At 62.7% G+C, this 13680-nt stretch carries 10 protein-coding genes and 1 pseudogene; 10 read left to right on the top strand and 1 reads right to left on the bottom strand.

Translation table 11 applies throughout. From position 1 onward, the window contains the following. Positions 1-484 precede the first annotated feature (484 nt). Positions 485-1864, top strand: a complete 1380-nt coding sequence (gene dnaB, locus H7J86_RS14640; protein WP_090359462.1) for a replicative DNA helicase — start codon at positions 485-487, stop codon at positions 1862-1864. Between the two features lie 420 nt (positions 1865-2284). Continuing rightward, entirely contained in the window at positions 2285-3280 is a 996-nt protein-coding gene (locus tag H7J86_RS14635; RefSeq protein ID WP_267291782.1) for a serine/threonine protein phosphatase, read from the top strand. Positions 3281-3394: 114 nt separating this feature from the next. On the opposite strand, the gene H7J86_RS14630 is transcribed toward H7J86_RS14635, so the two are convergent. Continuing rightward, positions 3395-3901, bottom strand: a complete 507-nt coding sequence (locus H7J86_RS14630; protein ID WP_267291780.1) for an NUDIX domain-containing protein — start codon at positions 3899-3901, stop codon at positions 3395-3397. A gap of 218 nt (positions 3902-4119) precedes the next feature. Between H7J86_RS14630 and H7J86_RS14625 the strand changes: the two are divergent. From H7J86_RS14625 to H7J86_RS14590, 8 genes and pseudogenes are all read left to right on the top strand, one after another. Next, positions 4120-4257 (top strand): annotated as a pseudogene (locus tag H7J86_RS14625) (meromycolate extension acyl carrier protein AcpM); the annotation flags it as partial. 3 nt (positions 4258-4260) lie between these two features. Then, a complete protein-coding gene (locus H7J86_RS14620) occupies positions 4261-4743 on the top strand; it encodes a hypothetical protein (RefSeq protein ID WP_267291778.1) in 483 nt (160 codons plus the stop codon). A 1-nt stretch (position 4744) separates the two neighbouring features. Next, entirely contained in the window at positions 4745-5605 is an 861-nt protein-coding gene (locus tag H7J86_RS14615) for a hypothetical protein (protein WP_267291776.1), read from the top strand. 249 nt (positions 5606-5854) lie between these two features. Continuing rightward, a complete protein-coding gene (locus H7J86_RS14610) occupies positions 5855-7180 on the top strand; it encodes an AbiH family protein (RefSeq protein WP_267291774.1) in 1326 nt (441 codons plus the stop codon). Between the two features lie 275 nt (positions 7181-7455). Beyond that, positions 7456-10293 (top strand): NACHT domain-containing protein, encoded by a 2838-nt coding sequence (locus H7J86_RS14605; protein WP_267291772.1) that lies wholly within the window; start codon positions 7456-7458, stop codon positions 10291-10293. Between the two features lie 148 nt (positions 10294-10441). Further along, positions 10442-11038, top strand: coding sequence for a hypothetical protein (locus H7J86_RS14600; RefSeq protein WP_267291770.1), 597 nt, complete (start codon positions 10442-10444; stop codon positions 11036-11038). 929 nt (positions 11039-11967) lie between these two features. Next, positions 11968-13080, top strand: a complete 1113-nt coding sequence (locus H7J86_RS14595; RefSeq protein ID WP_090359460.1) for a VldE C-terminal domain-containing protein — start codon at positions 11968-11970, stop codon at positions 13078-13080. Between the two features lie 46 nt (positions 13081-13126). After that, positions 13127-13642 carry a DUF4262 domain-containing protein gene (locus tag H7J86_RS14590; RefSeq protein ID WP_235683475.1) on the top strand — a complete coding sequence of 172 codons (516 nt, stop codon included), beginning with the start codon at positions 13127-13129 and terminating at the stop codon, positions 13640-13642. The last annotated feature ends 38 nt before the right edge of the window (positions 13643-13680 follow it).

Here is a 13680-nt window from a genome sequence, read left to right as displayed (position 1 = left end):
CCTCTGCAACGCCCGGGTGGAAAGCTCAGAGCTTCCGCCCGGGCGTTGCTGTGTCTCCAGCGAACGCAACTCCAGTTATGGCCCCAGCAACGGAAACTGTCTGTTAACCTCTTCGGCTCTTCGGCGCAATGCAACACGCCCGACCCGGCAACCCAGGCCGACACGCCGGGTGACTTTGCATCCACAAGTTTAGACACTTCGGCGGTAGCGTTGACCTGCAGGTTGTTCGGCTACCGATGAGTTAATCCACAAGTTCTCCCCACCCGCTCAACACGGTTGTCCAAGGCTGTCCACACGCCATCCACACCTTCATCCACAGGCTCGGTTGCACCGGCCACAGCAACGTCTAATGTTGGCCCGTCGCCAGGCAGTGGCGCCGAACCCCGACTGGCTTTGGCTGGACTTGTCGGGAGCGCGTCGTACTGTCATGACAACTATCGCCGAACATATGTTCGGCCACATAACGAAGGGGGAGGGACGCTTAGTGGCAGTCGTGAACGACCTCGGTCATCACGGTATGGACGAGCCGCCCAGGGAGGATTTCGGCCGTCAGCCCCCGCAGGACATGGCTGCCGAGCAGGCGGTCCTCGGCGGCATGTTGCTGAGCAAGGACGCCATCGCCGACGTGCTGGAGCGCATGCAGCCCGGCGACTTCTATCGGCCCGCGCACCAAGACGTCGCGACAGTCATCCTCGATCTTTACGACCGCGGTGAGCCCGCGGACGCCGTGACCGTCGCCGCGGAGCTGGACCGGCGCGGGCAGCTGCGCCGCATCGGTGGCGCCCCGTATCTGCACACCCTCATCTCCACCGTGCCCACCGCAGCCAACGCCGGCTTCTACGCCGGCATCGTGGCCGAGAAGGCGCTGCTGCGCAGGTTGGTGGAGGCCGGCACCCGCGTCGTGCAGTACGGCTACGCCGGAGCCGACGGCGCCGATGTGCACGACATCGTCGACCGCGCCCAGGCCGAGATCTACGACGTCACCGACAAGCGCAACCAGTCCGAGGACTTCGTGCCGCTGGAGGACCTACTGCAGCCCACGATGGACGAGATCGACGCCATCGCCTCGGCGGGGGGCATGGCCCATGGCGTGCCCACCGGATTCATCGATCTCGATGAGGTCACCAACGGTCTGCACGGCGGCCAGATGATCATCGTGGCGGCGCGTCCGGGCGTCGGGAAATCGACGCTGGGTTTGGATTTCATGCGGTCGTGCTCCATCAAGCACCGGATGGCCAGCGTCATCTTCTCGCTGGAAATGAGCAAGTCCGAGATCGTCATGCGCATGCTGTCGGCAGAGGCGAACATCAAGCTCGGTGACATGCGCTCGGGCCGGATGAACGACGACGACTGGACCCGGCTTGCGCGCCGGATGAGTGAGATCAGTGAGGCGCCGCTCTACATCGACGATTCGCCGAACCTCACCATGATGGAGATCCGGGCGAAAGCGCGACGGCTCAAGAAGAAAGCCGATCTGCGACTGATCGTCGTGGACTACATGCAGCTGATGAGCTCGGGCAAGAAATACGAATCACGCCAGCAGGAAGTTTCGGACTTCTCCCGAAGCCTCAAGCTGATGGCCAAGGAACTCCACGTACCGGTGGTGGCGATCAGCCAGCTCAACCGTGGTCCGGAGCAGCGCACCGACAAACGCCCGCAGGTGTCTGACCTTCGTGAGTCGGGATCGCTGGAGCAGGACGCGGACATGATCATCCTGTTGCACCGCCCGGATGCTATCGACCGGGATGACCCGCGCGGTGGCGAGGCCGACCTGATCCTGGGCAAGCACCGTAACGGGCCGACGGCGAATATCACTGTGGCGCACCAGCTTCACCTGTCGCGGTTCACGAATATGGCGCGGTAGAAGCGGTGGTGTTGCTACTGTGGCTTCCCGAGTTTGATGTCCATATCCCATATCAAATGTCCACATGATGTCCATTAACCGGGATTTTTGACACCCGGCCTACCCGCAGGCCAAGGCGCGGTTCGTCGTGGAGGTCCCAGATCGGTTGGCTCAAGCATCGGTTCCTACCTTAGTAGCTGCCGCCGCGTGAACCGAGAAGCTTGGTCACATCGCTAACGTCTCATTGCTGTGCGCCACTGAAGATCTGAGGCACGCAATGTAAAGCAGATATGAGACACCGCGACCTGGCATTACACGGTGGGCGGTGGCGCATCGGCGGCTGTCTCGTTTTCTACATGCGAGACGGGTGCACGTGTTGTGGATATCTGACAACAGCTCACGCTTTGGGGTCGAGACCTCGGTCAGTGCCACACTCGTGTGATGACAGCGGCTAGGGCTGCCCTTCATCGGAAAGTCTCGGCGTCGCTGGGGTCGCGCAGCGATGGTGAGCTTGCAGCGCTGGTGGGAACCGGACGACTGAACGGCGTGGGGGTAGGTGGCGGATCGGAGGTTGTGGAGGTCGACGGGACGCCCTTCTTCGTCAAGCGGATCCCGTTAACCGATCGGGAGGTCGCCAACCCGGGCTCCACAGCGAACCTGTTTGATCTGCCGATGTTTTGCCAGTACGGCATCGGCGGACCAGGGTTCAATGCTTGGCGGGAGCTGGCCGCCAACGTCATCGCCACTGACGCCGTGCTGACCGGCGAAACGCAGTCATTTCCATTGCTCTACCACTGGCGGGCGCTACGTGGCCGGTCACCAGTCGCCGCCGAACACGCCGACATCGACGCCGCCGTCGCCACGCAGGGCGGTTCCCCGGCCGTGCGGGTCCGTCTGGAAGCGTTGGCCGCCGCCACCCGCAGCCTGGTCCTGTTCTGCGAATACATTCCACACCCGATTACGGACTGGCTGCGACACAACCCCGCAGATAAAGCTGTCGCGTTGGAGCGGCAGCTGGCCGACATCGTGACCTTCCTGCGGGACCGGGAGTTGCTGCACATGGACGGGCACTTCGGCAACATCCGCACCGACATGGAGCGGATCTATCTCGGCGACTTCGGCCTGGCAATATCGCCGCAGTTCGACCTGACAGCAGCTGAGCGTCACTTCACGGCACAACACCTCACGCACGACGCCGACTACGCAGCCATGCGGCTGGTCAACTGGCTGGTCACCGATGTCTGCGGCGTTCCCGGTGGTCACCCAGTCGCCCACGACGAGTACGTAGACCAGTGCGCCGCTGGACGCGTACCAGCGGACGTGCCACCGTCGGTCGCTGCGATCCTGACCCGGCACGCACCGACCGCCGCGAAGATGAACCCCTTCTACGGGCGACTGTTCCACGGCGACCTTCACGCCGAATACCCGACACCCTGAAACTTCGACCTCGACCTCGATCAGTGACGGCCACGGAGCTGGCGACCAGGCCGTGCGCGGTGAGACAGGAAAGGAGCTGTCCAACGTCTCTAGAAAAGAACAGCAACCATTTTCTCAGAGCCCAATAGCGATTGGCGCTGTCGGCGGACCGTCCAGAACTGCCCGGATGAGCGTCGGCAACGCCCGCGGAGAAAACAACTCTCCATGAGCATGGGCGTACACGATCTCAGTCAGAGACCACCAGCGCTGGTGAAGGATTCCCTCCCCGTCAGGGTGGCCGGCCTCACCCGCCGCGAGCCCGCTGGCCGGCTCGAAAATATCAACGTGCAGCAGAAAATAGTAGTTGACGACCCCGGCATAACCCTGTTCGCTCATTTCCCTGAACTCGGCGGTCTGAATCCACACCAGCCGAGGGATATGGGCGCCGGTAAGCACCAGGCCAGTCTCCTCATGCAGTTCGCGGGCCAGCGTCTCAGTGAGGGTTTCATCGTCCTCGACCCCGCCACCTGGACCGACCCACACGGTGCGGCCGTCACCAATGCTGTGCTGGGCAAGCAGAATCTGTTCGCCGTTGGCTAAAAGACCTCGACATGAACGACGCAACGGCAGATTCCCAGACATCGCAACCGACGCTATCGCCGATGGATCACTATCCGCCAGCAACGATCAACCCGATTCGTCCAGAGAGCATGCAGGGGGCGAGTGAGCCGGGCTCGCTACGGTAGGGCGTGGGCAGAACGATTTACGTGGTGACCCATCCAGGGGCCACACACCATTGCGAGGGTTTGGTCGGCGGGTGGTACGACTCTGACCTGACAGCGAAGGGCTTGGCGGACGCCAGGTACGGCGTGAATATCCCGGACGACGACCTGGCCGGCCTGCGCACCGTCGGCTACATCCAGAAGCTCGAAGAGGAGAACCCGAAGGCCGCCGCGGCGGCGTTCGAGGTGTTCGACATGAGGGAGTGGGACGCCTAAACGATGACGGAGCCGATCGACCCGGGCGGGTTCACAGGCTGGGTACCGTTCGCGGCGCTGCCGACCGCCGACGTACCCACCGGCCCCGGGGTTTACGTGATCGTGCGACCCACCGACAATCCCCCGACGTTCCTGGACGCCTCGCCGGCCGGCCAATTCAAAGGCAAGGACCCAACGGTGCCCGTCGCCGAGCTGCACGCGCACTGGGTGCCCGGCACCCGCATCGTCTACATCGGCAAGGCAAATGCCGGCGCCACCGGACGCCGCGGCCTGTGCAAGCGCCTCGACGAGTTCCGCCGCCACTGCGCCGGCGAACCGGTCGGCCACGCCGGGGGCCGCCGCATCTGGCAGTTCGCCGACCACGCCGACCTCCTGGTGGGCTGGCGCACCACCGACGAGGGCGCCGCCGCCACCACCGAAACCGAGATGATCGCCCTCTTCCGCGCGCACCACGGCCGGCTGCCGTTCGCCAACATGCGCGGCTGACATGAGAGCGGCAGAGGACACCGCGGCGCCGCCGTGCGGGCACCACGGTTGCCGAACCACTCCGATCGAGCGACGAGCGGCGACGGCCGCCGCGACGGTGCTCGACGACCCGGATCTCACCCGTGTGTGCGACCAGGACCCGACCTTCGTCACCGGCGGCCCGATCCCTGACTTCCACTCGCCACGCCACGTCGTGGAAGTCAAAGAATTGACCAGCGAGCCGCTGCGCCGATTCATCGCCGCCTACGACGCACTACCCGGCAGGTACATCCCCATCCCTACCCTCCAGCACCTCTGGGGCGTATCGCTGGACGTGTCCGCGGCGCACCAAACCTACGAAGGCAGGCTCAAGACGCCTCGGGTGAAGACCCTGATCAACTCCCTCACTCAATTCATCGGCGAGCTGGAATCCCGCGGCATCACCGACGCATTCACCGATCACGACAACTGGCCACGATTCGCAGAAATGGCCGGCTTCTACGGGCATTGCGCCGTGCTCCCCAGCGCCGGGCTGCAGCCGGGAATCATGTTTAGCGGCACCATGAGTGAGCAGCCCCGCACCACCCACCTCGACGACGATGTCGCGCCCTTCCTGCAGGACTGGCTCGACGAGCACTCCGATAACGCCTGCCAGTCCCTGGCCGGCCGCGCCGGCGTCCACGTAGCGGCTCTCGTCGCCAGCCTGGACGGCCCCGCCGCCGGCATGATCCACACGATGATGGAGACCCCCGGTGAAGCACCCACCGCGATGCTGCGGTTACCGGCCGAAATCGACGTCCTGATCGTCGTAGCCAACGCCGACGTACTCAGCTTCGCCACCGGCGGCGGCTGGTCTCGCCGGAGCATCCCGCCCCACCTGTGAAGGAGGCGAAACGACCCACAAGGATTCGGGCGACTCGACACCCGCGCTGCCCTCGACGAGTGCCCCGCCGCCGCTTGGAGGTGGCCACGCTGAGCATGCGCCGTGCCTAGTGCACGACTGTGGTCACTGGCGACGAAACTAGCGAGCCGCGGGGGGATCCGCGAACGACGAGGGCGAAGAGCTGACGCTAGAAGAGCCCAGCCGGATGTGAGATGTGTGGCCAGCACTCGGTGACCGCGACTTCGCGGGATGACATCGGAGATGGAAGTGAAACACCGTCTGGTAGCCAAGTGGAACCGGGCCGAGGCGTTGCTGGGTGTCGAACCGGCCGAAAACTCACCGCATCGGGGCCCTAGAATCCCCCGTGGGGAAGCCGGCGCGCAACGAACACGGACGGCTCGAACGGGAGAGATGGGCGGGCCAGACATGGGGTATCGCGAGTTCACGTCTGCCGACTACAAATCCCTGAGGCGCCAGCACAACATCATGGTCCTGGTGGGCAACGGCTTCGATATTCAAGTCGCACAGCGCTACGAATCCCGGTTCTCCCCCCGCTATCCAGCCTTCTATCACTACCTCGCCTCTCGCAACTTCGACTCCTCAAATCTCGTGGTCCAGCAGATGGCTGACGCTAAGGAGAACGGCGAGGAAAACTGGAGCGATATCGAAGCAGCAATCGGGCGACTCATCAGACCTCACGGCGGCGTGCAGCAGGCCAAAACCGTCTACGAGTCAACACTCGCCATCCAGGCGGCGTTCTCCGAATTCCTGGAACTCGTCGCACCACCTGACCTACTCGCCCGGGTCGGGAAGGACTCCGCACAAGGTGCCTTGGCCGTGGAATCAATGGCGAAATTCGTCGGAGACGTCGCCAAAATGTCCCCGACCTTCGAGTCCTTCTCCTTCCCCACCGAGACCCAACACTACGACCTCTTCAACTTCCTGTTCGTGAACTTCAACTACACGCCTCTACTCGACGACTACGCCTTTCTCGACGCCCAGCAGTTCAGGCCGCAAGCGCACACGCATGCCGACCGGAACTTCTGGTTTTATCCCAACCCAACAGGCCATCTGGATGGATCGTGGAACCACGACACCAGTTGGTCCAGTTACGTCCGCAGCGAGGTCATCCATCCTCACGGACAGCAGGCAATTCCGCGGTCGCTTCTGTTCGGGATCGACGCACCCGACAGCTTCAACCAGGGCACAGACCCCCACCGGGAACTCATGAAGCCGTACTGGGCCATGAACCGTATCGAGTACAGCCACCTGTTTCCCGACACTCGACTGTTCATCATTTTCGGGTGCTCTCTTGGCGAATCGGACGGCTGGTGGTGGCGCCGCGTCTACGAGGCGCTCAATCATGAGCCCGACGACGGAAGCCCACGGAGCGAACTCATCATTTACTGGTGGAGCCCAGCGGTGAAGCCCGCCACTCGGGAAGACGTCCTCGACACCTTCCTCACTGGTGCCACAGGAAATCCGAACTGCCCTGAGCGAGCGGGCGTGCAGGACCGGATCCAGATCGTGCTGTACACGGACGAAACCCCGCGGGTTTTCCTCGCCACGCCCTGACGTCGACGTCCTACGTCAATCGCTAAAGGCAGTGAGAACGGTCCTACATCAGCCGATGTGATCCCCGAGCAGAATTGACCGACCGGAAACCCGCCCACTCAGCGGGGCGCATCCTGCGCTTGCCTTCATAACCCCGGGCCGGCGTTCACGACGAAATATGTAGTGGTGCGGGGAGCACGCCGGTAACAGGGCGAGGGAGAGTGTTGCTGCGACGGCTCAGTTCGTGGAGGCCCTAGGCTCGTGTTTGGCAATAGACCGCATGACCAGGGATGTTAGTGGAAAACGACTTTGCTTACGAGCAGCTCAGCGCGCGTGCATTCGAACAGCTCGCGGTCGCGCTTGTGGAGCCCGTCATCGGCGCCGGCCTAGAGGTGTATGGGCCCGGCCCTGATGGGGGGCGTGAAGCCACGTGGACCGGCCCGGTCAACTGGTCGGCCACCGAGCCTGACGATTCGACGCGGTGGGACGGGTACACCGTGGTCCAGGTCAAACATTGTCAGAATCCTGCCGACGATCCTGACAAGGACCTGTCCTGGTTGTTGGGTCACCTTGGCACCGAGCTTGATACCTGGATGAAAGCTGAGTCAAAGAGATCGCGCTTCCCCAACTATTTGCTCGTGATCACCAACGTTCGCCTGACGCCGGCCGATCCTGGCGGGACCATGCACAAACTCGAAGCCTGGCTCGCAAAAAAGCTGGTCCACAACTACGGGAAAGGACGCAGCCCGCGGACTTTGCGCAGCAAAGGTCTACGAGAAATACGGGTGTGGCATCGCAATAAGATCAACAACGCGCTCACCGGAAACGCCAGTGTGCGCCAACGCTTCACACCGCTCATCACCGTCGGCGACGTCCTGGCCCGCCTCGGCCAGCTTCCTGGCGCTATCCCAGCGGATCTCTTACCGGCGGTGTTCATTGACCACGCGCGCCGGTCCTTGGAAACTGGTCGCTGGATCAGATTCGACGATGCCGGCGACGGGCAGGCCAAACACGTCGTCGATGACATTGTTGTCGACCTTCCCGTCGAGATCGCGCAGGGGCGATCGACTGCACTTCAAGAAGCGTTAGGTCGCAGCGACCAAGTCCTGCGCTCCTCGTCGTGGCGCTCCGAGACGGTGAGCGAAGGCCCACCTGCGCGTCACTTGGTCATCACTGGTGCAGCCGGGAACGGAAAGAGCACTCTGACCCGGTACCTGACGCACCTCTACCGAGCATCGTTCTGCAGCAACGAATCTATCGTGCCGGCCAGCGTTGAGGATGTGATCGCAGCTGCGCGTACCTCGATGCATCGACTCGGGCTACACCCACTTTCGTTGCCGCGGTGGGCGCTACGGGTCGAACTCGCGGCGATGGCCGACGCCATGGGTCCCGACGACGGTGGGCCCAGTGTCTACCGATACATGTGCCAGCTGGTGTCGGATCGATCGCAAGTTCAGGTGCAGCCATACAGCTTGGAAGCCTGGTTCAAAACGTGGCCCTGCGTCGTGCTGTTTGACGGGCTCGATGAAGTAACGCATCCCGCTGTACGCCAGAGGGTTATCTCGGAGATCACGCAACTGGTTCGCGACGCGAATGACAACGATGCCGACCTGTTCGTTATCGTCACCACCCGGCCAACCGGATACACCGAACGACTCTTACCAGAACACTTCGACCAGATCGACCTGGCGGACTTCACAAAGGACGAGGCCACCGCCTACGCGCAACACATCAGCTCACAACGGCTAAACACCGACGAACCGGACTACCGCAACGCCATCATGGCCAAGCTGGACACTGCGTTAGCCACTAGTTCGGTACAGAGACTATTGAAAACGCCACTTCAGGTGCTGATTCTTACCGTCATCGTGTTCAGCTCTGGCGTGCTCCCTGCTAATCGCTACCGCCTGTTCTGGAGCTATTTCGACACTGTCTTCAAGCGCGAAGCGGGCAAGTCGACGGGCCATCAAGCGTTCTTCAACACCTACCGAACCGAGATCGAGGACGTCCACCTCCGGGTCGGTTTAGTCCTCCATCAGCGCAATGAGGCTTCAGGGGATATCCGCTCGCAAATGCCCTTGGAGACACTGCGAGACATCGCATTCGAGCGCTTTCGGGAAGATCAACATCCCATCCCGAAGGCCAACACACTCGCTGACAAGCTGGTCGATGTCGCTACTCAACGTCTGGTTCTGCTTGCTGCGGCCGAAGACCAGACCGTCGCCTTTGACGTTCGCAGCCTTCAAGAACTCATGGCTGGTCGCGCTCTTATCAACGGATCCGACGCCGATACCCGACACAACCTTGTGACCGCTGCGCGCAGTCCGCACTGGCGCAACGCTTGGCTCTTCGCGGCAGGGGAGCTTTTCACCGGCAGTGACCACGACCGTGACGCTGTACTGGATGTAGTGGAGCAGTGCGATGAGGATCCCAAATGGGCCGGTTGGCTCTACCCCGCGGGGCCCGAGTTGGCTGCGAACATCCTCGACGACGGCCTCGCCGCGAACAAACCGCGTTACCTTCATCGCCTCATCGACGTATCGCTTCGCATCTTGGACGGTCCTATGCCCACGGAGCCGAAGAATCTTGCCCGCGGATTGACGACGGCTGCAACCGAAGTGGACTACCGCGCTGCCATCCGGGAGAAGCTGCGCACAGCTTTGGCCGGCAGCGCGATGCAACACATTATTGCGACTGCTTTGCTGCACTACGGCGACTTCGGCACCCGGATACCAGGCGAATCCGATCAGGGCCGCTACGTCGACATGTGGGCCTACCGGAAGGGTAGCGGCCGGCGCGTCACCGTGGGGGAATTGTTGTCGTCCCTGCTTAAGGGCAGCAACATCTCAGCGTCCCCGCAGCTGCGGTCCGCTATCGACGCCCTGGACAATCTTGTTCTGTACTACGCCGACGACGGACAAATGAAGCCACTCGAAACTGGTCGGCGAGGCTTTGACCATCGCCCGGTCCTCGCTGCGCTAGCTGACGATGACGACGCGAGCATGCTGCAACTGTGCCTAGACGAGTTGCCTGACCACGCCTGGCCCGCAAGATCTTTGATAGCGAGGGCCTGCTGGCCCGCTTTGAGCCGCATGGCGATAACGAACAACCTGAACACCTATCACCGCGAGTAGCTGGCCTCAGCAACTCAGGGTCGCGTCAGAGGCAGACGGCTAGGTCGCCATCACCATGAGCCCTGTCACGACCGCACGTTTGGATCGCTACGGGGCAGAACTCCAACATGGTGTCCATGGTCGGGTGTTGGCAGGCAGACTCAGGACCGTGACCGGCGACATGATGTTTCAACCAGGACCCGCCCGGGTTCTGACTGGTGACGAGCGCTTCACAGGACTCGACCACACCGTGAAGGACTTCTGGTCATACGCGGCCAGAGATCTTCGCTCTAATGTCCTGCGGGGAGTTCTCGCCGAGTGGCTTGTAGCGAAGGCCGTTGGCGCGGTGGAGCCCCGGCCTGAATGGGATGATTTCGACGTCCTCACAGCCGCCGGCATTCAGGTTGAGGTCAAATCTTCTGCCTACCTCCAGGCCTGGCCACAGCACGATCTGTCGAGGATCTCTTTCAGTGGCCTCCGTTCCCAGAAGCTGGGTCCCGAGAACCGATACTCGGGTCAGCGAACGTTCAATGCCGACGTCTATGTTTTCTGTGTCCAGACGGCGCAGTCACACGATGCCTACGATCCGCTGGACGTTTCGCAGTGGGATTTCTACGTCCTGCCGCGGTCTCACGTTGAGTCGATTGGCTACCGGAGCATCGGTTTAGCGCGGATTAAGAGTGTGACGCAGCGAGTCTCTTTCGACGAGCTTGCGGCCGCTATCAATCAGGCTGCCGAGGCCACTGTCCGGGACACACCCGAGTAAATCCCCGCGCCACCGTCCCGGCAGCCGCCAGGACCAAGCATCACCATAAACAAGAGCTTCACGAACCCTTTCGGGTTCGTGACCTAAGCGGCAGGAGTTAGTAGAACTCCTCCTGGCTGGCTGAAGTAAGTGGGACGTGTCATCGCCGCAGCTAGGGCACCGCCGCCGAGGACCGGGGATGCTCTGTGGACTGCACTCCGAGCCAGCAGCGTCACGTGAATAATCCGGCACCGCTACTCCTGATGGCGAGCAAGATCTACTGCCAGGTCAAACCAGCGTCTTGAGCTCAGTGGACACGAAAGTGGGATTTGCACCCATAGACATCCGCCGGGATTGGTGCGATTCGCGCCAGATCCGCGGTGGATGTATGGACATGAAAGTTGGGCAGCCACAACACGTCGTCGTGTGGCTTCTCGAGTTTGATGTTCCATTCTCAAGTTGAAGGTTGATCCGATGTCCGATTGGACATGAAAGTGAGAATCTTCGGCTTTCTGCATCCCCGGACAAGGACCGAGACGCAGCTCGCCTGATCGCGCGGGCGCCGCGGAACTGGGCCGGCACACTGCCGGTCCGGATGTCGGGTGCATGGTGCTGGCCGATCCGGACGGCAACGTGTTCTGCGGGGCCGGCGCCATAACGGTCTCGCCTTGGTGGCGCTAAGAGGGTGCGGAGCCAAGAGTTCCCCCAGGGCGGATCCCTCAAGCCGACAATGATTCTGCGCCCTGACGTATAGAGGCGAACGCTCAATCGCGTGGGCATTGGATGGACGCAAAGGAAAGTCGCGATCTCCATGAACCTTAGAAGTCAGTCCCTGACCAGGGGAGCGACGACGCTCGGCTAGACATCGTCGAGCACAGTTCGTAGCCTGTCCCGGGACATCGACAGCCGGGCTAGGCCGCACCATGACCGAAGGATCGTGACAAATCCGCATGACTGGGATTCGCGACCGCCTTCGACGGACGATGTGCGGCGCCGGATCGGCGCTCCTGGTGATGGCCGCGGCGATGGGCGCCGCGAATGCCGAACCTGCGGACGACGCGTTGGCCAAGCTCGATGAGCTTTCTGCGCAGGCGGTGGGCAGCCGGGAGGCCGTCACCACGGCTCAGCGCGACGCCGACGCTGCCCAGGCTCAACAGGTCGCAGCTGAGGACCGCCAGCGCGCCGACCTCACGGCATTGGAGGCAGCGGACACCCAGCTGGGGCCGCATCAGATGGCCGTCGATCGCCTGGCCGCGATGACCTACATGGGCGGTGGTCACAGTCAAATGACTGCAGCGCTCACGGCGTCATCGCCGCAACGTCTCATCGACGGGCTCTCGCTGCAACACACGATGGAAGCCACCGCCACCGATCAGCTGAGGGCTTACCGCGAAACGCGCGAGCGCGCCGCTGCCGCCGCCTTGGCCTCAGAGCGCTCGGCCGCAGACGCGCGCACCGCGGCGGAGCGAGCTGCCGCAGTACGCGCGGACCTGCAAACCGCACTGCAGGATCTGCTGCGCCGTATCGCCGCAGCGGAAGCACAGTACGCCCTGTTGACTCCGCAGCAGCAAGCGGTGATCGAAAGCGCTGTTGCACCGCCACTGCCGCCGGAAACGCCACCTGCGCAGGATCCCGCGATCGTCGCGATGCCAGACCTGCCGGCGGGCGACCTGGCTCCGCCGCCCCCGGCTGCCATCCCAGACGATCCCGCCGCACTGCCCATGGGTGTCGCGAATGAGATTGGCCTACAACCCAATACCGTCCTTGCTGCCCGAATGATCAGCGCGCACTTCCCCCAGATCGCGACCATCGACGGGGTACGGCCGGACTCGAAGCCGTGGCATCCGCGCGGTCTCGCGATCGACATCATGATTCCCCACCCGGAGAGCCCGGAAGGTATCGCGCTCGGCGACCAGATCCGCGCGTTCGTGCTGGCCAACGGACCTTCGTTCGGGTTACAGGACGTGATCTGGCGGGGTGTCTATTCCACGCCGGCCGGGCCCCAGGCGACGGGATACGGTCACTTCGACCACGTACACATCACCACGACACCGCGCGGCTGATCGATCGTCGGACCGAGCCCCCGCACACATGTCGGAGGGTGCGCGCATGCTGGCGGCATCCACAACGAAAGGGGCCGCGATGTGCTGGAAATGCGACAACCCGGACGGCACCACGGAGCAGTACCTGGACCACCTGCGCGCGACAATTCAGGACCACGGGTGGGCTGTTCAATACGTCGAGAGTGACAAGCGACCGTTGGCGTACACGGTGGGACTACACAATCGCGGTCTTCCAGAACTGTTGATGACCGGGCTGCCCGCAAACGTCTCCTGTCGAGTGCTCAACTCGATCGCGCACATGATCGTCGACGACGGCGTCGAGCTTGCCCCGGCAATGCACATCGACTATGAAGATCGATTCCTCATCGAGGTGGCTCAGGTGGAGCACCCGGATGTCCATATGAGGTTCGCCGTCGAGCTCTTTGGTCGTAATTTCCCTGCATTGCAATTGGTATGGGCTGACGAACGGGGATGCTTCCCGTGGGCCCCGGGGTGGGGCCATGGACGTCGTCGGCAACCCGTCCTAGGACGACGTGCCAAGTGGCCGAACTCAGCCGCCTGAACCACGGCTCACGACCACGAATGCGGACCAGGGCTGAA

It is taken from the genome of Mycobacterium hackensackense, from assembly GCF_025822555.1.
In the GTDB taxonomy this organism is placed as follows: domain Bacteria; phylum Actinomycetota; class Actinomycetes; order Mycobacteriales; family Mycobacteriaceae; genus Mycobacterium; species Mycobacterium fluoranthenivorans.
The sequence above is the reverse complement of the archived record's forward strand: the minus strand, read 5'-3'. Positions and strand labels throughout refer to the sequence as shown.

Coding starts and splice junctions, on each gene's coding strand:
- H7J86_RS14635 (WP_267291782.1), top strand. CDS start 2,285: ATGACAGCGGCTAGGGCTGCCCTTCATCGGAAAGTCTCGGCGTCGCTG.
- H7J86_RS14630 (WP_267291780.1), bottom strand. CDS start 3,901: ATGTCTGGGAATCTGCCGTTGCGTCGTTCATGTCGAGGTCTTTTAGCC.
- H7J86_RS14620 (WP_267291778.1), top strand. CDS start 4,261: ATGACGGAGCCGATCGACCCGGGCGGGTTCACAGGCTGGGTACCGTTC.
- H7J86_RS14615 (WP_267291776.1), top strand. CDS start 4,745: ATGAGAGCGGCAGAGGACACCGCGGCGCCGCCGTGCGGGCACCACGGT.
- H7J86_RS14610 (WP_267291774.1), top strand. CDS start 5,855: ATGACATCGGAGATGGAAGTGAAACACCGTCTGGTAGCCAAGTGGAAC.
- H7J86_RS14595 (WP_090359460.1), top strand. CDS start 11,968: ATGACTGGGATTCGCGACCGCCTTCGACGGACGATGTGCGGCGCCGGA.
- H7J86_RS14590 (WP_235683475.1), top strand. CDS start 13,127: ATGCTGGCGGCATCCACAACGAAAGGGGCCGCGATGTGCTGGAAATGC.